The sequence below is a fragment of the Rhizobium leguminosarum genome (assembly GCF_004123835.1).
Classification (GTDB): Bacteria; Pseudomonadota; Alphaproteobacteria; order Rhizobiales; family Rhizobiaceae; genus Rhizobium; species Rhizobium leguminosarum_M.
This window is the reverse complement of the sequence record NZ_MZMU01000025.1, coordinates 16,684-36,348: the sequence shown is the minus strand read 5'-3', so window position 1 is coordinate 36,348 and position 19,665 is coordinate 16,684. Positions and strand designations below refer to the sequence as shown.

Sequence of the window (19,665 nt, the reverse complement as noted above, 5' to 3'; positions counted from 1 at the left end):
TGTCGGTTACTTCGTTCTTGCGCGCCAATCGGCGTATTTCGGACTATCGGGACCGACCGGCAGCGACACGTCAGCGCCGCTGTCGGAAGATTGGTAGATGGCGGTGACGAGTTCCAGCGCGCGGCGCGCGTCCCGGGTCGTTACCGGCAGCGGCGCATGGCCGCTCAAAAAGGCATGGAACTGGCCCATTTGCGTGGTGAAACGTGGCGCGACCGGCTGCCAGTCGCCAACCACCTTGTCGATCTGCTCCCGCACGTCGTCATTCGCGGCGATGATCTTCCAGGGGTCCTTGCCGGGCGTATAGGGCTCGTGGCTGCTTTCGAAAGTGACATTCTCGAAGTGTAGCCTGAGCCGGCTAATCTGTTCCTGCGAACCAAGCGTGCAGGAAAGCGAGACAAAGGCGCCGCTTTCCATCAGCAGGCTGGCGGAGGCACAATCCTCGACCTCGATATCGTTGACGCGGGTGGCGACGCGGCCGAAGACCCTTGCCGCCGGCCCCATCAGATGCATCAGCATGTCGTGCAGATGCAGGGCATGGGTGACGAGAACGCCGCCAAGCTCCGTCGCCCATTTGCCGCGCCACGGCACGGCGTAATATTCGGGCTTGCGCAGCCAGAAGGTTTCGACCGAAGCGGTATAGGGCTTACCGGCAATACCGGCGTCGATGATCCGCTTGGCCTTCTGGATGCCGTCGCCGTAACGGTACTGGAAGATCGGCATCAGCACGCCTTTGGCGGTCTTTTCCGCTTCCATGATGGTATCGACGGCCGCAAGCGAGCCCGTCAGCGGCTTTTCGCAGACGACATGTTTACCGGCGGCAAGTGCTGCGACCACCTGTTCCAGATGGATGCCGGGAGGGGTGCAGATATCGATGATGTCGATCGTGTCGTCGGCCAGCAATTCCGCGAAGGAGGTGGTGCGCCGTTCGATGCCGAACTCGTCTCCGACCGCTGCCATGCGCTGCTCGTTCAGGTCGCAGATCGCCACGACCTTGAACTTGTCGGAATGCGGCAGGTAACCCTCGACGATGTGGGAGCGGCCGATACCGCAGCCGACGATCGCGACCGTCCTGATGCTCATGTCGCTCTTTCCCGTTATCGCCATCAACGCTTCATGCCCGTCGTGGCGATGCCCTCGATCAGCAGGCGCTGGAAGAACAGGAAGAAGAAGAACACCGGCACGAGCGTCAGGGTCGACATGGCGAACAAACCGCCCCAATCCGATGCGCTGGTGGAATCCACGAAGGTGCGCAGGCCGAGCTGGATCGTATAGGTGTTCATGTCGTTCAGGTAGATCAGCGGACCGAAGAAATCGTCCCAGGTCCAGATGAAGGAGAAGATGGCGGCCGTTGCCAGCACCGGCAGCGACAGCGGCAGCATGATCTTCCAGTAGATGCGCCAAGCGCTGCAACCGTCCATCATTGCCGCCTCGTCCAATTCGCGCGGTATACCGCGGAAGAACTGCACCATCAGGAAGATGAAGAAGGCATCGCTTGCCAGGAACTTCGGAACGACGAGCGGCAGGATGGTGTTGACCCAGCCGAGATCGAGGAAGAGCACATATTGCGGGATCAGCGTCACGTGATAGGGGATCATCAACGTGCCGAGCATGATCGCGAACCAGAAATTCCGGCCGGCAAAACGCAGCCGCGCAAAAGCGAAAGCCGTCAGCGAACAGGCAATGACATTGCCCATCACGACCAGCACCGAGATGACCAGCGAATTCCAGAAGAACCGGCCAAAGCTGACATCGAGGCCGACCCAACCCCGCGCATAGGAGGAGAAATCGATCGACGACGGGATGAGCGAGGTCGACGAGAAGATCTCGGTTTCCGGCCTGACCGATGCCGAAACCATCCATAACAGCGGATAGAGCATCAGGAGTGAAGCGGCGATCAGCAGGGCGTGGATGATGAGCGACGCCGGCAGGCTGCGTTTGGTGATGTCCGATGGCGGCCTGGCCGCAGTGACGGAAGCGGTCATCTCAGTCATCGTAGTGCACCCAATAACGCGAGGTCAGAAAGGAGAAGGCGGTGAAGATCGCGATGATCACCACCAGGATCCAGGCGAGCGCCGAGGCATAGCCCATGCGGAAATTGCCGAAGGCTTCCTGATAGAGGTAGAGCGTATAGAACAGCGTCGAGTTGATCGGGCCGCCGGTGCCGCCGGAAATGATAAAGGCCGGCGTGAAGGCCTTGAAGGCATCAATCGTCTGGACGACGGCATTGAAAAAGATCACCGGCGTCAGAAGTGGCAGCGTGATCTTGTAGAATTGCCGGAACTTGGAGGCGCCGTCTAGGCTCGCGGCCTCATACATATCCTGCGGGATCTGGCGCAGGCCGGCCAGGAAAATAATCATCGGCGAGCCAAACTGCCAGACGGACAGCGCCACCAGCGTATAGATCGAATAGTTCGGATGCGAGATCCAGCTCGGACCTTCGATACCGAAATACGAAAGCGCGGCATTGACGAGGCCATCGCTGGCGAAAAGCTGGCGCCAGAGCACGGCGATCGCCACGCTACCGCCCAGCAGTGATGGCAGATAGAAGATGGCACGATAGACCGACAGCCCGCGCAGGCCGCGGTTCAGCGCCATGGCGACCAGCAATGCGAAGGTCAGCTTGAACGGCACCGAGAAGACGACATAGGTCAGGGTGACATACATGGCGGCCGAGAATTTCGGATCCGCCGTGGCGATGCGCACGTAATTCGCCATTCCCACCCACCGTGGCGACTGAAGCATGTCGAAGTCGGTGAAGGAAAGGTAGAGCGAAATCAGGGCCGGCCCGAGCGTCAACCCGAAAAAGCCGATGAGCCATGGAAGAAGGAAGAGATAGCCGGGAGCATTGGCATTCCAGAGACGCCTGAAGCGTCCTTCGGCCACGGCCCCCTGATAACTTTCCACATTGATGGCCCCTGCGGGCGTGCGCATCGCATTGCTCATACGGGATCAGCCTCGTGCGAGAATCTGCGTGATTTCAGCGACAAGCTGTTTGCCGCCGTCGGAGGGAGACAGCTGTCCGAAGCCGACCTGTTCGGCGATGTTGCGTAACATCAGCTCACCTTCACCGGCACCGGCTGGCGGCGGCGGCGGCAATTTGCCGGCGAGATCGCCGAGGCCGCTGACATAGGCCAGCGCAGCCTTGCCGTTCTCATCAAGCTTCGCCGCGACGACCTCGCGCATGGCGCTCGATTCCGGAATGCCGCGTTCGACATCCAGAAGCAGCGCTGCCTCGGCGTTCTTGACGAAGAAATTGACGTAGTCCACGGCCATATCCACGGCTTTCGACTGGGCGGAGACCGAGAAGAACATCGAAGGCTTGCGATAGTGGCCGCCCTTCGATTCCGGTTTGATGCGCATGTAGTTGGTCAGAGCCAGCTTGTCCTTGTTCATTGCCTGATAGGCGACGAACTGGTTGGAATGGGCAAAACCAGCGGCCGACTTGCCGAGCGAGACCGTGTTGGTTTCGATATCGTTCTTGTCGAGAGCCTGGATATCGGCAGGAACACAGGCGCCGGCCGTACGGAACTTGGCCCACATGTCGTACCATTCGGAGGCATCGTCCACGTCGAAGGCGATCTTGCCGTCGGCGGTATAAAGCGCCTTGCCGCGCTGACGCAGCCAGTTTTCGAACAGCGGTTCGCCGCCGCTGCCGTCGGCGATGCCGAACATGCCCTTGCGTTTGCCTGCCTTGGTGATCTCCGCACCCATGCGGGCGAACTCTTCCCAGGTGGTCGCCTGGGTCGGCAGATCGACGCCGGCCTCCTTGAAGGCAGCGGTGTTCAGGACCGTAGCCGCCGAATTTGCGCCCAAGCTGACGCCATAGAGATGTCCGTCGACGCTGCCGCCTTCGATCTGCGCCTTGTCGAAATCGTCGAGGTTGAGTTTGGCCGGCATATAGGATTCGAGCGGGGCGAGCGCGCCGCGCCGCGCATATTGGACGATATAGCGATAGTCCATCTGGATGACATCGGGCGCGTTGCGGCCGGCGACCTGGGTCGCAAGGCGCGGCCAGTAATCGCCCCAGCCGAGGAATTCGCCGGTGATCGAGGTGCCCGAATTCTTCGACTGATAGAGCTGCGATACCTTGTTGGTGCGGTCAGCGCGCGGCTGCGAGCCCCACCACAGGAGACGCAGTCGCGTTTCCTGTGCCATAGCGCTGGTTCCCAGCGCCGAAAGCGAGAGAAGCGTGGCGCCTCCCGCGACGAAATTACGTCTGCTTACACGGAATGTCATTTCTTTTCCTCCTCCAAAGGGAAGCGCCTCCACACGCTTCCGAACCTAGTTACCCTTGCATAAATAACTAATTGGTTACAAGCTACGAGCAAAGCGGCGAGCGTGTCAAGCGGGTGTCGCTCGCGGGCCTTTCAAATTCGGTTTTTACAATTTCGCACCGAAGGCTTATGAGCGCAACATGGGAAGGCGGAGGTGGAGAAATGAACGACAGCGGCGAGAACGGGGAAAAGAAAAGGTCTCGGCGCCCACCTGCGGAACGGACGGCCCAACGCGATCCGGAGCGGACACGCGCTGCGATCCTTGACGCGGCAACCCGGGAATTTGCCGAAAACGGCATGGGCGGGGCTCGTGTCGACGCCATCGCCGAGCGCGCCGGCACCAACAAGCGCATGCTCTATCATTATTTCGGCGACAAGGAGCAGCTCTACCTCAGAGTGCTCGAAGAGGCCTATGTCAGCATCCGCACCGCCGAGCGCGCGCTGCATATCGGCGATCGCAGCCCGGAGGAAGGCATCGGCGAACTGGCGCTCTTCACCTGGCGTTATTTTCTCCAGCACCCGGAATTCCTGAGCCTGCTCGGCACGGAAAATCTGCATCGCGCCCGCTGGCTGCGCCAGTCCGTCCGGCTGAAGGAACTGCATTCGCATCTGATCGGCGAGCTTTCGGATGTGCTTGAGCAGGGAAAGAAGCAGGGCGTCTTCATCCAGACCGCCGATCCCCTGCATGTCTACCTGACGATCGCCTCGCTCGGCTATTTCTACCTGTCCAACCAATACACGCTTTCGACGATCTTCGGCCGCGACCTGCTGGAGCCGACCCATCTCAATGCCTGGGAAAGGCATATCGTCCACGTCACGCTGACCTCGATCAAGCGCTGAATCTCAAAAATCGGATTTGACTATTGACAGCCGCGTTGCTCTTCTGCCATCAAGTAACTGTTTAGTTACCGGCTCGGGAGGACCGGACGAGGATGCCCGCTCCCGCCGCAAAAATTTGCTGGGAGGAAAAAATGGCACGCTTGGGGATCATCTTGCACGGCGTCACCGGCCGCATGGGTTACAATCAGCACCTGGTGCGCTCGATTCTCGCCTTCCGCGACCAGGGCGGCATCACGCTGAAATCGGGTGAGAAACTCGAGATCGACCCGATCATCGTCGGCCGCAACGGCGCCAAGATGGAAGAGCTGGCGAAGAAGCATAACATCAAGCGCTGGTCGACCGATCTCGATGCCGCTCTCGCCAATCCCGACGACACAATCTTCTTCGACGCCGGCACGACGCTGATGCGCGCCGAACTTCTGTCCAAGGCGCTCGATGCCGGCAAGCATGTCTATTGCGAAAAGCCGGTCTCCGACGATCTGCAGGTGGCACTCGACCTTGCCCGCAAGGCGCGCGGCTCCGGCCTCAAACATGGCGTCGTGCAGGACAAGCTCTTCCTGCCCGGCCTGCGCAAGCTGGCGCTGCTCAGGGATTCCGGCTTCTTCGGCAAGATCCTCTCGGTGCGCGGCGAATTCGGCTACTGGGTTTTCGAGGGCGATTGGGGCGTGCCCGCCCAGCGCCCCTCCTGGAACTACCGCAAGGGCGACGGCGGCGGCATTATCCTCGACATGCTCTGCCACTGGCGCTACGTACTCGACAATCTGTTCGGCGAAGTCAAAGCCGTATCCTGCCTCGGTGCTACGCATATTCCGCGCCGCATCGACGAGCAGGGCAAGTCCTATGACTGCGACACCGACGATGCGGCCTATGCGACCTTCGAGCTCGAAGGCGGCGCGATCGCGCAGATCAATTCCTCCTGGGCCGTCCGCGTCCGCCGCGACGACCTCGTCACCTTCCAGGTCGACGGCACGCATGGTTCGGCCGTCGCCGGTCTGACGAAATGCTGGAGCCAGCACCGTGTCAACACGCCGAAGCCGGTCTGGAACCCGGACCAGCCGCAGACGATCGACTTCTACAAGACCTGGGATGAGGTTCCCGATACGCAGGCCTTCGACAACGGCTTCAAGGCGCAGTGGGAAATGTTCATCCGCCATGTCGTCGAAGACGCACCGTGGCCCTATGGGCTGGAAGCCGGCGCCAAGGGTGTGCAGCTTGCCGAACTCGGCCTGAAATCCTGGGCCGAGCGTCGCTGGCTCGACGTCCCCGCACTGGAGTTCTGAGCCGTGACGACGATCAATCTCCCTCTCGACGGCAAGATCGTCCCCTACACGCTGACCGGCACGCCGATCGCGCTCGCCAAGCGCGACGCCAAGGCCTTTCCGCGCATCGCCTTTGCCGCCGCCCATGTCGTCGCCGATCCGCTCGCCGACAACGATCCGTGGTTGACGCCGGCGATCGATTGGGAGCGCACACTCGCCTTCCGCCACCGGCTCTGGGATCTCGGCCTCGGCGTCGCCGAAGCGATGGATACGGCGCAGCGCGGCATGGGCCTCGGCTGGCCGGAAGCGCGCGACCTCATCCGCCGGGCGCTCAGTGAGGCGGCCAGCCGCAAGGGCGCGCTGATCGCCTGCGGCGCCGGCACCGACCATCTGACGCCTGGACCCGACGTCACCGTCGACACGATCCTCAGAGCCTATGAGGAGCAGATCGAAACCGTGGAGGCGGCCGGCGGCCGCATCATCCTGATGGCAAGCCGGGCGCTTGCCGCCGCCGCCAAAGGGCCGGATGACTATATCCGCGTCTATGACCGGATCCTCCGCCAGGTCAAGGAACCCGTCATCATCCATTGGCTCGGTGAAATGTTCGATCCGGCGCTTCAGGGTTATTGGGGCAACAGTGATCATATCCAAGCCATGTCCACCTGCCTCGAGGTGATCGAGGCCCATGCCGACAAGGTCGACGGCATCAAGATCTCGCTGCTCTCCAAGGAGAAGGAAGTGACGATGCGCCGCCGGCTGCCGAAAGGCGTGCGCATGTATACCGGCGACGATTTCAACTATGCCGAACTGATCGCCGGCGACGAAGAGGGCCATTCCGACGCACTGCTCGGCATTTTCGATGCGATCGCGCCGGCTGCCTCGGCAGCCCTCGAAGCGCTCGGCCGCAAGAGCAACCATGAATTCTTCGATCTGCTGGAGCCGACCGTGCCGCTGTCGCGCCACATCTTCAAGGCGCCGACCCGCTTCTATAAAACCGGCGTCGTCTTCCTCGCCTATCTCAACGGCCTGCAGGACCATTTCACCATGGTCGGCGGCCAGCAGAGCACCCGCTCGCTGACGCATCTGGCCGAACTCTTCCGCCTGGCCGACAAGGCCCGGGTTCTCGCCGATCCGGAACTCGCAACGACGCGCATGAAACAGGTGCTTGCCGTCCACGGCGTCAACTGAAGCACGCGGAACGGGAGGAGAATGACATGCAGGTCGAAGGACTTTCGATCAACCTGGCGACGATCCGCGAGCAATGCGGTTTTGCGCAGGCCGTCGATATCTGCCTGAAACACGGCATCACCGCGATCGCCCCCTGGCGCGACCAGGTCGCCAAGGTCGGTCTCGACGAGGCGGTGCGTATCGTCAAATCGAACGGCATCAAGCTGACCGGCCTTTGCCGCGGCGGCTTCTTCCCGGCGGCGAACGACGCCGACTGGCAGAAAAACCTCGATGACAACAGACGGGCCATCGATGAGGCAGCAGCGTTTTCCGCCGATTGCCTCGTGCTCGTCGTCGGCGGTCTGCCGGGCAGCTCGAAGGACATTGTCGCCGCGCGCCGAATGGTGTTCGACGGCATTGCCGCCGTTTTGCCGCATGCGCAGGCTGCCGGCGTGAAGCTCGCCATCGAACCGCTGCATCCAATGTATGCCGCCGACCGTGCCTGCGTGAACACGCTCAGTCAGGCGCTCGATATGTGCGAGCAGCTCGGGGAGGATGTCGGCGTTGCGGTCGATGTCTACCATGTCTGGTGGGATCCCGATCTTGCCAACCAGATCGCCCGCGCCGGCCGCATGAAACGCATCTTTGCCCATCACATCTGCGACTGGCTGGTGCCGACAAAGGACATGCTGCTCGACCGCGGCATGATGGGCGATGGTGTGATCGACCTCAAAGGCATAAGACGGATGATCGAGGCTGCCGGTTTCTTCGGCGCTCAGGAGGTGGAGATCTTTTCGGCCGAAAACTGGTGGAAACGCCCGGCCGAAGAAGTGATCGCCACCTGCGTCGAGCGCTTCAGGAGCTGCTGCCAGGCCTGATTTTCAGTATTTGTTTCATCACGCATGCAGGAGGATCATTCGATGGAGAAACGCCGTTTTGCCCTGATCGGCACGGGAAACCGCGGCACCACCATGTGGGGCAAGGATCTGCTTGCCGGCTGGCGCGAACATGTCGACCTGACCGCGATCGTCGAGAAGAATTCGCTGCGCGGCGAGCGCGCCCGCAACATGATCGGCAGCAATGCGCCGCTCTATGACAATATCGATTCGATGCTTGCTGAGCAGAAGCCGGATCTCGTCATCGTCTGTACGCCCGACCATACGCATGACGATATTGTCGTGAGGGCGCTGGAGTCCGGCATCGACGTCATTACCGAAAAGCCGATGACCACCTCGGTCGAAAAGATTCGCCGGATTCTGGATGCCGAAAAGCGCACTGGTCGCCGGGTAGACGTGTCCTTCAACTATCGCTATGCGCCGACGGCTGCGAAGATCAAGGAATTGCTGAATGCCGGCGAGATCGGCCGGGTCACCTCAGTTGATTTTCACTGGTATCTGAACACCAAGCACGGCGCCGACTATTTCCGCCGCTGGCATGCCTACATGGAAAATTCCGGCAGCCTGTTCGTCCACAAGGCGACGCATCATTTCGATCTGCTCAACTGGTATCTCGACAGCGATCCCGAAGCCGTTACCTCCTTCGCCGACCTGCAGAATTACGGCCGCAAGGGCCCGTTCCGCGGCCCGCGCTGCAAGCTCTGTCCGCATGCGCATGAATGCGACTACTATCTCGATCTCGAGGCTGATCCCTTCCTCGATTCACTCTACGAGGATCCCTCGAAGATCGACGGCTACTTCCGAGACGGCTGCGTCTTCCGCGAGGACATCGACATTCCCGATACGATGGTGGTGTCGCTCCGTTATCGCAACAATGTTCATGTCTCCTATTCGCTGAACACCTTCCAGCCGATCGAAGGCCATCACCTTGCCTTCAACGGCACCAAAGGGCGGATCGAGCTTCGTCAATATGAGGCTCAGCCCTGGGAAGAGCCCAAGGAGGACACGATCCTCCTCATCCGCAATTTCCCGAACGGCAGGGAGGCTGTGGAGCGCATCGTCGTTCCGCATTTCACCGGCGGCCACTACGGCGGCGACGACCGGATGCGCAACATGATCTTCAAGCCCGAAATGGAAGACAAGCTTGCCCAGCGCGCCGGCACGCGGGCGGGCGCCATGTCGGTGCTCTGCGGCATTGCCGCGCTGACGAGCTCGCGCACCGGCAAGGTGGTCAATATTGCCGACCTAATGCCCGAACTTGCCAATGACGGTTCGCCAAATTCGCTGAGGACGTCGCGCTGATGCCTGCCGCATGAGCCCGCTCGGCGAGGCATGCATCAGGCGATGTTTTCGAGATTTGCCTGGTGGATCTGGTAGAGCAGCGGCTGGCCGGTCATGAAGCGCTCTATCTCGTCCACCGCCATCTCGCCGAGGCGCGCCCGTTCCAGCCCGATGGCGCCGGCGATATGCGGTGTTAGAAAGACGTTCGGCAGATCATAGAAAGCAGAACCCGCCTCCGGGATCTCCGGATCGGTGACATCGAGGACCGCGTCGATACGGCCGGTCTTGAGCACCGAAAGCAAGGCGGCCTCATCGATGAGAATGCCGCGCGCCGTGTTGATGAGCGTCGCGCCGTCCTTCATCAGCGACAGCCTGCGCGCATCGATCATATGCTGCGTCGACGGCAGCGACGGCGCATGCAGGGAAACGATATCGGCTTGCCGCATCAATTCATCGAGATCGACCTTTTCCGTTCCGAGGCCGGCTGCCTCGGCGGCATCAAGCGTCGGATCGGAGAGCAACAGCCTATAGTCGAAGGGTTTCAAGAGCCCGATCACGCGCCGCCCGATGCGCGAAGCGCCGACGATGCCAACGGTGCGGCGGTAGTTTCCGATCGCTTCACGCTGCATCAAATGTGTCCGGTTGCGGTTTCGGTCGGCAACATAGAGATCGCGGAAACGGAAGACGCGCTTGCCGGCGAAAATGATTGCCGCCAGCGTGAATTCGGCCACCGGCACGGCGTTGGCCTCGGCCGCATGGCTGACCGGGATACCGGCTTCGAAGATGGCGTCGTCGATGACGCCCTTTACCGTGCCCGCCGCATGGACGATGAACTTCAGATGCGGCGCCGCGGCGGGAATTTCAGGCCCGACATAAGGTCCGCCCCAGCCGGTGATCAGGATTTCCGCCTCAGCCAGCAGACGTCTCGCACGCTCGTCGTCGAAGTGCTGCAGCGGCTTGGAATCCAGCAGGCGACCGATGCCACCCAGCCGCCGCAGAACCTCATCCGACAGGACATGCTGCGTGCGCGACGGTTGCATGGCAAGGATAATGGCCGGCTGGCTCATGGCATTTGTCCGGGCGCTTCGATGGCGCTGACTGTCACGCCCTTTTCCCTCACCAGGGCCTCCAGCGCCGCAATCTCAGGCGCTTTCGGCAGTCTCGTCCACGCAGACGAGAGGGCGGCGGGATCGTCAAGTGCCAGCACTGCCGTCACCAGGATGGTTTCACCGGCCGGAATCTGCCCGCGCAGCTGCGGCACCAGGGTTTTCGCGACGATCACATTGGTGTTGGGCATTGCCTTCTGGACGAGGCCCGAACGTTTGACCGAAGAGCCGAGATCGAGAATGCCGGTGAAATCGGTTTCACCGATCGCATAGGCAATCCCAGCCGAAGCGGACAGCGTATCCAGCTCGAAGTCCTGGCGGCCGATGGCAAATCCGCCTTCGGCAATCCGCAGCGGCCGGCTTGTCCTGATCCGGTGGAGGCGGATATGCCAGGGTGCGGCGGGCACGAGCCAGGTTTCGACGTCGACATCGGCAAAAGGCGACCATTTCGCAAACAGCACCTCGCCTGCGATCTTGGCCTCCTCGTTCGTTTCGCGCACGCGGTAGTGCAGGCCGTCATCGCTGAAGGCAAGCGCTGAATCGAAGGCGGCAAGCGCAAAGGCGCGCTCATCGGCCTCGACACTGAAGCCGTAGCGGGCGGAATAAGCGAACTTCGCGTATTTTTCCGTGCCGCACCGCATTTGCAGGTTTTCCTGGCCAGAAGAAAGCGCCACAACATCGCCGCCCGCCCGCATGATCACCATGCCGGGATGACGTTGGGGGACGACATCAGGCGCCTGCTCCGGCTCCTTTTCCTTCGCCGTCCAGAATGGGTGATCCTCAGCGATCGCCAGCGGCAGGAAGGCCTTGAAGGCCCAGTAGGGCGAGCCGGCGGAATTGTAACTCTCCGACATCAGCAGGTTCGGATAGCCGAAACCGATCGACAGCACGCCGTCTCGATCGGCAATCGGCTTATCCTTCCACCAGCGCAGATGCTGCAGGCAGAGATGCTTGACCTCGCCCCAGGGCAGAGCCTCGACATCGGCAAAGGCGAGCGCCGACCAGAAGCCGGCGCAGGCGAAACGATAGGTCAGACTGCGGCCGAAGGGGATGGTGGCACCGTCAGCGGCAAACCAGTGGCGGAAATCCCGGGCGAAGAGGACCGCGCGCTCGCGGTAGCGTTTCGCATAATCGTCGTCGACGAGCTTCGAATAGATCAGGCCATAGAAATGCATGGCGAAGGGAATGTAGTGGTCGATACGGCGCACGTTTCCATCGCGATACCAGCCGTCACCGATATAGAAGCCTTCGAGCTCCTGCAGATATTGCCGCGTCAGGCTGCGGTCAAAATCGGCGCCGAGGCGATCGAGCGCGATATCGACGAAAATCCGGAAGAATTTCCAATTGTTGTCGGCATAGTCGAACTGCCTGACATGTTTGAGATAGGCGACGACATTGCTGCGGGCGCGCTGATCGAGCGGCTCCCAGATCTTTTCCGGCACCAGCGCCAGGGCAAAACCGAGAGCGGCAAGCTCGACCATCCGCTGATCGCGGCCATTGACCGTTCCCCAATATTCGGGATGGGCGGGGTCTGTGCCGTTTGCGAGGCCTTCGGCAAAACGATGCCAGTGGGCGAAGTCGCCGTTGCCGGCGCCAAACGGCGCCAATCCCCAGAGGGGGCGGGCAAAGCCTTCGAGATCGGCCGCCGCTCGGTCGAAATGGGCGCCGCCGCCATTGAGCCTGACGCGGGCATTGCCCTTCGAGAAACAGGCAAGCAGCGGATCGAAGAGCGCAAGCAGGGCGCGGCTCATATCGGCGCGGGTTTCCAGCGGATTGCCGGCGAGCGGGTTGGCGCTGGCGGGATCATGGGTCATCGGCATCACTCACGGGTTCTAGAGCATGATGCCGAAAAGTGTGAGCGGTTTTCGGACGACATCATGCTCTAACTATATAATTTAGAACAGGATTCAGATTTTAGGCCGACTCAGCCTAAATCATCCTGTTCTAGGTGTTCGGAACGGTTCCTCCCGGAATGGGAACGACCGCCTGGCAGATGTGGCGCGCCGAGGCCGTCCTGTTGCGGAAACGGGATAGCATCAGCAAAACGGCTTCGCGCCCGAGGGCGGCGCGGTCGACACGCATGGTGGAAAGCGCCGGATTGGTCATCAGCGCGCAGGGCAGATCGTCGAAGCCGACAATCGCGAAATCCTCCGGCACACGCAGCCCGGCCTCGGTGACGGCCTCGAGCACGCCGACGGCGATGAAATCATTCATGCAGAAGGCGGCGGTAAAACCGGCATTCTCGGCAAGTGCTTCTGCCGTGCGTTCATGCGCCTCCCGGCTGGCGCTGCCTTGAAGGGTCAGGGACACGAGGCGGCCCTCGGCGCCGGCGACGGCGGCGATCGCCGCCTCGAAACCGCGCACACGCTCCCGGATCGTATGGCGGTGAGAGCCGCTCAAATGCAGGATGCGGCGATGGCCGGCCTTTATCAGCCGGCTGGTCGCCTCATAGGCACCAAAGAAATTAGCCGGCGAAACGCCATCGAACTGCATCCTGGGATCGGTGCCGTTGACAAGAACGGTGGGGATCACGCTGGCTTGTAGCCAGTCGCGCAACATCTCATTCGGATCGATACCGACGAGAAAGAGACCTTCAGCGCTCGCCGTCTGCATATAGTCGCGCACGGCGTCCGGCGTGGTTCGATCCTCGCGGACCAGCCGGACTTCGAAAGGCATGCCCGCTTCGGCCGCGCCGACACGCAGGCCGTCGACGATCGCTTCATAAAAGACGCTGAGAGTGCCGGTGACGCCGTCGCTGGCAATCAGCGCCAGTCCCCCCGCAACGGCTTCGGAAGCGGGCTTGACAGGATAGCCGTTCTCGGCCGCCACCTTCAAAATCTGCCGGCGCACGCTTTCGCTGATACCAGGTTCGTTGGCGAGCACGCGTGACACCGTGGAGACCGAGACGCCGGCCAATGTGGCTATATCGGCCTGACGCGGCCGTCTGATTTTTTGGTCGTTCATACAACAAACATTATGCAAATAATGCAAATTTGCAAGAAAATGGTTGGTTCTTGCAATAAAATATTTTTTGCGTACTCTGTTTGCTGAAATGTCCGGTAATGCCATTGGAGGATGGCTCCGGGCATATTGGAACAAGGAGGATATCATGCAGATCAACCGCCGTTCATTCCTGATGGGTTCAGCCGGTGCGGCCGCCGGCCTCGCCTTCGGCGCCGGAAGCGCCATTCCGGCCTTTGCCGAAGACGCACAGCTACGCGCCATGTGGTGGGGGTCCAACGACCGCGCCAAGCGCACGCTCGAGGTTGCCAAGCTTTATCAGGCGAAGTCGCCTGGCGTCACCGTCGTCGGTGAATCGCTTTCGGGCGACGGCTACTGGACGAAGCTCGCAACGCAGATGGCCGGCCGCTCGATCGCCGACATCTTCCAGCTCGAGCCGGGGACAATCTCGGACTATTCGAAGCGCGGCGCCTGCCTGCCGCTCGATGAATTCGTTCCCTCCGCGCTGGACGTCCAGTCCTTCGGCGCCGACATGCTGAAACTGACCACCATCGACGGCAAGCTCTATGGTGTCGGCCTCGGGCTCAACTCCTTCTCGATGTTCTTCGACACAGTCGAATTCGAAAAGGCGGGCATCCCTCTGCCGACCCCCGACCTCACCTGGGATGAGTATGCCAAGCTCGCCGTAGAACTCACTAAGTCCTCCGGCAAGAGCGGCGGCCCCTATGCGGCACGCTACGCCTATGTGTTCGATGCCTGGCTGCGCCAACGTGGCAAGAGTCTCTTTGCCAAGGAAAGCGTTGGGCTCGGCTTCACGGCCGACGATGCCAGGGAATGGTTCGACTACTGGGAGAAGCTGCGCAAGGCGGGCGGCACCGTCGCCGCCGACGTCCAGACGCTCGATCAGAACACCATCGACACCAATGCGCTTGGTCTCGGTAAATCGGTGATCGGCATGGCCTATTCAAACCAGATGATCGGCTATCAGCTGATCATCAAGAACAAGCTCGGCATCACCATGCTGCCGCGTGAAAAGAAGGGCGGTCCATCCGGCCATTATTACCGTCCCGCACTGATCTGGAGTGTGGGGGCGACGACCAAGCAGGGCGAAGCTGCCGCGAAGTTCATCAGCTTCTTTGTCAACGATCCCGAAGCCGGCAAGATTCTCGGTGTGGAACGCGGCGTGCCAATGTCGCCTACCGTGCGCGAAGCCATCCTGCCGCAGCTTAACCCGACGGAGCAGGAGACGGTCAAATACGTGAACATGCTCAAGGATCAGGTCGGCGAATATCCGCCGCCGGTGCCGATGGGCGCAACCCAGTTCGACCAGCGCGTGCTGCGCCCCATTTGTGACGAACTCGCCTTCGAACGGGTCTCGCCCGCCGATGCGGCAACGCGGCTGATCGAAGAGGGTAAGGCAACGATCAAGGGATGATCGGTCGCCGGACATGAGAGGAGAGGCCCGCAACACCCCGGCGGGCCTTTTTGTATTCTGGCTATCAGTTAGCCAGACTTTTGACCACGCGCCAGTCCGGCCGGCCGAGATCGAAGGGCCAGGCGTGCACATCCCGGTCGTTGAAATAGACCACTTCCTGCAGATTCGGGAAGGCGCTCTGCTTCAACGTGACAGTTTCGATCCACGGCTTCATATAGGCGTCGCCGCCTTCATAACCGAGTTCCGCCACCCAGACGGGCTTTCCGTAGCCGGCGACGAGATCATAGCCCTGCTTCAACGCTTCCGAGAACGTCCGGTGCTCATTATAGGCAAGCTCGTCATAGCGCTGCAGGCCGAAGACCGAGAGTCCGACGAGATCGACATAATCGTCGCCGGGATAATAGGCCTCGAGGCCAGGCTCTCCCTTCGGCGACCACATGATCTCTGTGCCGGGCGCCTCCTCGCGGACGATATCCATCATCCGCTTATAGGCGGTGATATAGTCCTGCGGGCTCCAGCCGGACCACGAAAACCGCCCCGACTTGTCTTCCATCTCCTGCCCCCAGCGGACGATCACCGGGCTTTTCAGCTGGGATATCATCTGCGTGATCGCGCGCATGTTGACATCGTAGTCGCCGCGCAGGACCTTTGCGCGGAGCTCAGCGGAGGTCAGCCGCCAATCGACGTCCCAGGACCAGGGCTCCACAGTGATCAGCAGGTTGCGGCCCCTCGCCAGCGCGTAGGCATCGGCGACGCGCAAGGTTTCCAGGTCGACGTCCTCCCAGGGCAGGAACAAGGCTTCGGTGGCGACATTCGCCTGTGCGCCGAAATCGCCATGCGGATCGTAGGCGCCGAACTTGATGCCTTCGGCATGAAGCACGGGGCGCTTGTCGATGATCGTCCGCACGGCCGCCGCCGGGTTCGGAGCAATGCCGGCATATTGCACTTCGCTTCGGCCCGGCAGATCCGCGACACACAGCAGCAGCAGCGCTATTGCGGCGGTCGAGAGGTTTTTTTTCATCAGTTTCTTCATGGCTCACCCTCCTTTTCGGGCTACTTCCTGCCTCAGCAGGATCTGCTTCAGTTCGCTTGCCTTCGCGCTCACGGTATCCGTGGGAACAAGCTTCTGGAACTCATCATCCTGACGAACCGATGCGTGGCGGAAGACATACCATTCGCCGTTCGGCTGGCGCCGCTGGTAGATCGTGTTGCCGATCTTGCGATGTCCGAAACAGGTGCTGGCGCGGGCCGCGCCCTCGGTATTCGTCCAGGTGGCGCGCATGCAGAGCTGGCCGAGATCGTCGACCACCCATCTGCCTTCAGCAAAGGATGGCTTCCCCTTGTCGTTGCTCCAGGCGACGAACCGCCGGCCGTCATCGAAGAAACGGCCGCCGCCGGTGTTCCAGGTCCAGGTCTTGTCGCCGTAGATCCGATAGAGCTCATAGGCGCTGAGCGGCGTCGGCGCCTTCTTTTTGGCGACCTCGGCGCCGTGCGCTGCCACCGGCAGGCACAGGCTGAGAGCAAGCGCTGCTCCCCATAGTCTCGATCCGATACTCATTACTTCCTCCATACTCGACACTTGCCGGTTCCGCCGGCTCACGCACCCTGTTCGTCTCGGCCGGTTCTGCCGAAACCATTCCATCTCAGGTGGAATTTCACGATCCTGGTCTTGCCGCCGCCGAGGCCGGCGCCGGCCACGGCAAATTGCGTTTCGGTGAAACTGACGAACGTCTGGCCGTGCGAAAGAGCTTCGAGGCCGCGCAGGCCGTGGCTCCCCGCCTGCGTGCCGCCGGCGACAAAAATCGCAAGCCCGGTGGCTGTCGCAAGCCACAGCCCGCGCGATTGCGGCAGCCGCGGCAGATCGTTTTCGACCGCATGGCGAACGACGATCAGTACCGTCAGCGACAGGTAGACCGAGAGGTTGATCATGGCGAAAACATAAAAACCCTGGGCGGCCGCGGCATCGGTCGCAAACATCATTGCGGCGGCGGAAAGGCCGGCGAGCCCGATATAGGGCGCGATGACGCGCAGCGGCAAAGACCGCTGCTGCTGCCTTCCCTTCGGCGTGATGCGGAAATCGACGAAGGAGCCGGAGATATGGTCGCGAACAGCGGCAAGGCTGCCGGCGAGCGACCATGGCCAGCGCAGAAAGATGAAGGCAAGCCCTTCCCAGCCGAGCAGTTTCGCATTTTGCGGCCTGAAGGTTGCCGTTGCCCGCCAGAAGAAGGCAAACAGCGTCAAGACAATCGACATCGGCACGAAATGCAGCAGGAAATCCGGATAGGTGACATTGACGAAGACACGGCCCGTCAGCAGCGCGGCAACCGGCAGCAGGAACATCATGGCCATGAAGGCGGAAAAGAGCGGGTACCAGAGCTGCGAGAACACGAACTGGAACCTCAGCCGCCAGGGCAGGTGCATGATGTGGCGGCGCGAATGCTGCAACAGAATGGTGACCAGGCTGCGCGACCACTGAAATTCCTGGACGACGAGGTCGGTGAAATTCGCCGGTCCGTCGCCATGCGCGATCGCATCGACGGCATGCACGCCACGCCAGCCGCCGGCATTCATCATCAGCGTCGTCGAATGGTCTTCCGCAAGTTCCGGGCCGAGGCCGCCGATCTGACGAAGGGCGGCGGTGCGGACCGCATAATGGGAGCCGATGCAAAGAGGCGCCCAGCCATTATTGTAACCCGTCTGCAGCGAACCATGCAGGCTTGCCTCCGCATAGAGCCTGCCACGCGCCGCCCAGCTTGTCCCGGCATTGGCATCGCAAATGCTCGGAGCGGAGACATAGCCGATCTCAGGATCGGCGAAGGGGCGCAGAACTTCACGGAGGTAGGTCGGCGTCGGCACATGGTCGGCATCGAACTGGGCGACGAAATCGTAGCGCGCATAGCCGAAGTGGTCATAGAAATAGGCGAGGTTGCCTTCCTTGCAACGCGTCCGGCGCGGCCAGGTGGTGCGATGATACTCCGCCACATCCTTTCGTGTGGAGATCAGCACGCCGTGCGCCGCACACCAGCGCCTGGTTTCCTCCGAAGGGTCCTCGTCGGCGAGCCAGACATCGAAATCGACGCCGATCTGGTCGAGCATCGCCTGCAGCGTGGTGCGGACGACGGCAAAGGGCTCGGACGGCGCCTTGGTGACGACCATAGCCACCCGCCCTTCCGGCAGCCGCGCGCGAGGGCTGACCGTCCTCGCATCGAGGAAGATCAGGATAAAATAGGCCGGCACGAGCGTGATCCAGGCAAGCACGAGGGTGATGAGCACAAAGGCGGCCCAGGAAATAATATGGGCGGACTGGCACCACCAGATCCAGAAATAACCGAGTGCCGTCAGCCAGCAGAGAATGCCGAAGCCATAGGCGACCCGGTTCCAGCCGGTGAAAACAGGATCGAATGCATCAGCAGTGACGGCTTTGGCCGTCCTGACGCCGTGGCCGATTTGCGAAGCGTCGCTCATGCTCTCATCTCCAGTCCGAAGGTGGGACCAGCGGTGCGGATGATCGTATCGATATCCGAGAAAACCGGCGCGAAGCCGAGTTCCGCCTGCGCCCTTGCAGTATTCGCAAAGAGGATCGGCGGGTCGCCGATGCGGCGCGCGCAATAACGGACGGGGACTTCGCAGCCGCTCGCGCGATGGATCGCCTGGAGAATCTCCCGCACCGAGGTACCCCGACCGGAGCCGAGATTGACGCTGAGCGAGCCGCCGTCCGCCATCAGATGATTGACGGCGGCGAGATGCGCCTGCGCGAGATCGCTGACATGAATATAGTCGCGAACGCAGGTTCCGTCCTCGGTCGCATAGTCCGCTCCGAAGATATCGAGCCGCTCCAGCCTGCCGGCGGCGGCGAGAAGGGCGCGCGGAATGAGGTGGGTCTCGGGTTGATGACGCTCGGCAAGCTCACCATCGGGATCGGCTCCGGCCGCGTTGAAATAACGCAACGCGGCATAGCGGATGCCATAGGCAGCGGCAAAATCCTCGAGCGCCATCTCGAAGATTAGCTTGGTGCGGCCATAGGGGTTAACCGGATGCTGCGGGCTTTCCTCGCGTATCGGCAACGAGGCGGGAACGCCATAGGTGGCGCAGCTGCTCGAAAAGACGATCCGGTCGATATCCTGGTCGAGGCAGGCCTCAAGCAGTGTCAGACTGCCGACGACGTTGTTCCGGTAATATTTCCTGGGCATGTCGACAGATTCGCCGACATAGGCATTGGCACCACAATGGATGACGCAATCGGGCGAAAACTCCGCAAGAGTCCGGCGCAGCGTGGCTGCGTCGGCAAGTTCCGCCCGGATGAGCGGCCCCCAGCGGACACTGTCGGCATGTCCCGTCGAGAGATTATCGTAGGTAACCGGGATCATGCCGGCGCGCGACAGCGCTTTGCAGATATGACTGCCTATGAAACCGGCGCCGCCGGTGACGAGAATGTAGCGGGGCATC

At 61.5% G+C, this 19,665-nt stretch carries 17 protein-coding genes; 6 read left to right on the top strand and 11 right to left on the bottom strand.

Annotated elements, in window-relative coordinates; all coding sequences use genetic code 11:
- Positions 1-6: 6 nt before the first annotated feature.
- Genes B5P46_RS32085 through B5P46_RS32070 form a run of 4 tightly spaced genes read right to left on the bottom strand, consistent with a single transcriptional unit; the run spans position 7 to position 4,236 of the window.
- A complete protein-coding gene (locus B5P46_RS32085) occupies positions 7-1,104 on the bottom strand; it encodes a Gfo/Idh/MocA family protein (protein ID WP_206735441.1) in 1,098 nt (365 codons plus the stop codon).
- Complete coding sequence (locus B5P46_RS32080) at positions 1,104-1,991, bottom strand: carbohydrate ABC transporter permease (protein WP_129422236.1); 888 nt, start codon at positions 1,989-1,991, stop codon at positions 1,104-1,106. The genes B5P46_RS32085 and B5P46_RS32080 overlap by 1 nt, the downstream gene beginning before the upstream one ends.
- Positions 1,984-2,943, bottom strand: coding sequence for a carbohydrate ABC transporter permease (locus B5P46_RS32075; RefSeq protein ID WP_129422235.1), 960 nt, complete (start codon positions 2,941-2,943; stop codon positions 1,984-1,986). The genes B5P46_RS32080 and B5P46_RS32075 overlap by 8 nt, the downstream gene beginning before the upstream one ends.
- A 6-nt stretch (positions 2,944-2,949) precedes the next feature.
- Positions 2,950-4,236, bottom strand: a complete 1,287-nt coding sequence (locus tag B5P46_RS32070; protein ID WP_129422234.1) for an ABC transporter substrate-binding protein — start codon at positions 4,234-4,236, stop codon at positions 2,950-2,952.
- A gap of 200 nt (positions 4,237-4,436) precedes the next feature.
- Between B5P46_RS32070 and B5P46_RS32065 the strand changes: the two genes are divergently transcribed.
- The 5 genes from B5P46_RS32065 (at position 4,437) to B5P46_RS32045 (ending at position 9,738) form a co-directional block, all read left to right on the top strand.
- Positions 4,437-5,114 (top strand): TetR/AcrR family transcriptional regulator, encoded by a 678-nt coding sequence (locus B5P46_RS32065; RefSeq protein ID WP_129422233.1) that lies wholly within the window; start codon positions 4,437-4,439, stop codon positions 5,112-5,114.
- A gap of 131 nt (positions 5,115-5,245) precedes the next feature.
- Positions 5,246-6,394: a Gfo/Idh/MocA family protein gene (locus tag B5P46_RS32060; protein WP_129422232.1), complete on the top strand. Its 1,149-nt coding sequence runs from the start codon at positions 5,246-5,248 to the stop codon at positions 6,392-6,394.
- A 3-nt stretch (positions 6,395-6,397) separates the two neighbouring features.
- A complete protein-coding gene (locus B5P46_RS32055; protein ID WP_129422231.1) occupies positions 6,398-7,561 on the top strand; it encodes a dihydrodipicolinate synthase family protein in 1,164 nt (387 codons plus the stop codon).
- A gap of 26 nt (positions 7,562-7,587) precedes the next feature.
- Complete coding sequence (locus tag B5P46_RS32050; protein WP_129422230.1) at positions 7,588-8,418, top strand: sugar phosphate isomerase/epimerase family protein; 831 nt, start codon at positions 7,588-7,590, stop codon at positions 8,416-8,418.
- Between the two features lie 42 nt (positions 8,419-8,460).
- Positions 8,461-9,738 (top strand): Gfo/Idh/MocA family protein, encoded by a 1,278-nt coding sequence (locus B5P46_RS32045; protein WP_129422229.1) that lies wholly within the window; start codon positions 8,461-8,463, stop codon positions 9,736-9,738.
- A 35-nt stretch (positions 9,739-9,773) separates the two neighbouring features.
- On the opposite strand, the gene B5P46_RS32040 is transcribed toward B5P46_RS32045, so the two are convergent.
- The 3 genes from B5P46_RS32040 to B5P46_RS32030 all read right to left on the bottom strand — a co-directional run bounded on the left by B5P46_RS32040 (position 9,774) and on the right by B5P46_RS32030 (position 13,787).
- Positions 9,774-10,784, bottom strand: a complete 1,011-nt coding sequence (locus B5P46_RS32040) for a hydroxyacid dehydrogenase (protein WP_129422228.1) — start codon at positions 10,782-10,784, stop codon at positions 9,774-9,776.
- Entirely contained in the window at positions 10,781-12,637 is a 1,857-nt protein-coding gene (locus tag B5P46_RS32035; protein ID WP_129422227.1) for a DUF2264 domain-containing protein, read from the bottom strand. Before B5P46_RS32035 ends, B5P46_RS32040 begins: the two co-directional genes overlap by 4 nt.
- Positions 12,638-12,767: 130 nt before the next feature.
- Positions 12,768-13,787, bottom strand: coding sequence for a LacI family DNA-binding transcriptional regulator (locus tag B5P46_RS32030; protein WP_129422226.1), 1,020 nt, complete (start codon positions 13,785-13,787; stop codon positions 12,768-12,770).
- 145 nt (positions 13,788-13,932) lie between these two features.
- Here B5P46_RS32030 and B5P46_RS32025 point away from each other — a divergent pair, with 145 nt between their 5' ends.
- Positions 13,933-15,219 carry an ABC transporter substrate-binding protein gene (locus B5P46_RS32025; protein WP_129422225.1) on the top strand — a complete coding sequence of 429 codons (1,287 nt, stop codon included), beginning with the start codon at positions 13,933-13,935 and terminating at the stop codon, positions 15,217-15,219.
- A gap of 64 nt (positions 15,220-15,283) precedes the next feature.
- Here B5P46_RS32025 and B5P46_RS32020 read toward each other — a convergent pair whose 3' ends face one another.
- From B5P46_RS32020 to galE, 4 genes are read right to left on the bottom strand one after another with little or no spacing between them, the layout of a single operon-like run.
- The gene (locus tag B5P46_RS32020; RefSeq protein WP_129422224.1) at positions 15,284-16,252 is read right to left on the bottom strand and encodes a glycoside hydrolase family 26 protein; all 969 of its coding nucleotides are present in this window, start codon (positions 16,250-16,252) and stop codon (positions 15,284-15,286) included.
- A 3-nt stretch (positions 16,253-16,255) separates the two neighbouring features.
- A complete protein-coding gene (locus B5P46_RS32015) occupies positions 16,256-16,777 on the bottom strand; it encodes a DUF995 domain-containing protein (RefSeq protein ID WP_129422223.1) in 522 nt (173 codons plus the stop codon).
- 38 nt (positions 16,778-16,815) lie between these two features.
- Positions 16,816-18,684 (bottom strand): glycosyltransferase family 2 protein, encoded by a 1,869-nt coding sequence (locus B5P46_RS32010; RefSeq protein WP_129422222.1) that lies wholly within the window; start codon positions 18,682-18,684, stop codon positions 16,816-16,818.
- Entirely contained in the window at positions 18,681-19,664 is a 984-nt protein-coding gene (gene galE / locus B5P46_RS32005) for a UDP-glucose 4-epimerase GalE (protein WP_129422221.1), read from the bottom strand. Before galE ends, B5P46_RS32010 begins: the two co-directional genes overlap by 4 nt.
- Position 19,665: the final 1 nt, after the last annotated feature.

Excerpts from the sequence above, each read along its gene's own strand:
- B5P46_RS32035 (WP_129422227.1), bottom strand. The coding sequence starts at position 12,637 with ATGACCCATGATCCCGCCAGCGCCAACCCGCTCGCCGGCAATCCGCTG.
- B5P46_RS32070 (WP_129422234.1), bottom strand. The coding sequence starts at position 4,236 with ATGACATTCCGTGTAAGCAGACGTAATTTCGTCGCGGGAGGCGCCACG.
- B5P46_RS32050 (WP_129422230.1), top strand. The coding sequence starts at position 7,588 with ATGCAGGTCGAAGGACTTTCGATCAACCTGGCGACGATCCGCGAGCAA.
- galE (WP_129422221.1), bottom strand. The coding sequence starts at position 19,664 with ATGCCCCGCTACATTCTCGTCACCGGCGGCGCCGGTTTCATAGGCAGT.
- B5P46_RS32025 (WP_129422225.1), top strand. The coding sequence starts at position 13,933 with ATGCAGATCAACCGCCGTTCATTCCTGATGGGTTCAGCCGGTGCGGCC.
- B5P46_RS32040 (WP_129422228.1), bottom strand. The coding sequence starts at position 10,784 with ATGAGCCAGCCGGCCATTATCCTTGCCATGCAACCGTCGCGCACGCAG.
- B5P46_RS32030 (WP_129422226.1), bottom strand. The coding sequence starts at position 13,787 with ATGAACGACCAAAAAATCAGACGGCCGCGTCAGGCCGATATAGCCACA.
- B5P46_RS32065 (WP_129422233.1), top strand. The coding sequence starts at position 4,437 with ATGAACGACAGCGGCGAGAACGGGGAAAAGAAAAGGTCTCGGCGCCCA.
- B5P46_RS32075 (WP_129422235.1), bottom strand. The coding sequence starts at position 2,943 with ATGAGCAATGCGATGCGCACGCCCGCAGGGGCCATCAATGTGGAAAGT.
- B5P46_RS32020 (WP_129422224.1), bottom strand. The coding sequence starts at position 16,252 with ATGAAGAAACTGATGAAAAAAAACCTCTCGACCGCCGCAATAGCGCTG.
- B5P46_RS32060 (WP_129422232.1), top strand. The coding sequence starts at position 5,246 with ATGGCACGCTTGGGGATCATCTTGCACGGCGTCACCGGCCGCATGGGT.
- B5P46_RS32045 (WP_129422229.1), top strand. The coding sequence starts at position 8,461 with ATGGAGAAACGCCGTTTTGCCCTGATCGGCACGGGAAACCGCGGCACC.
- B5P46_RS32080 (WP_129422236.1), bottom strand. The coding sequence starts at position 1,991 with ATGACTGAGATGACCGCTTCCGTCACTGCGGCCAGGCCGCCATCGGAC.
- B5P46_RS32010 (WP_129422222.1), bottom strand. The coding sequence starts at position 18,684 with ATGAGCGACGCTTCGCAAATCGGCCACGGCGTCAGGACGGCCAAAGCC.
- B5P46_RS32015 (WP_129422223.1), bottom strand. The coding sequence starts at position 16,777 with ATGAGTATCGGATCGAGACTATGGGGAGCAGCGCTTGCTCTCAGCCTG.
- B5P46_RS32085 (WP_206735441.1), bottom strand. The coding sequence starts at position 1,104 with ATGGCGATAACGGGAAAGAGCGACATGAGCATCAGGACGGTCGCGATC.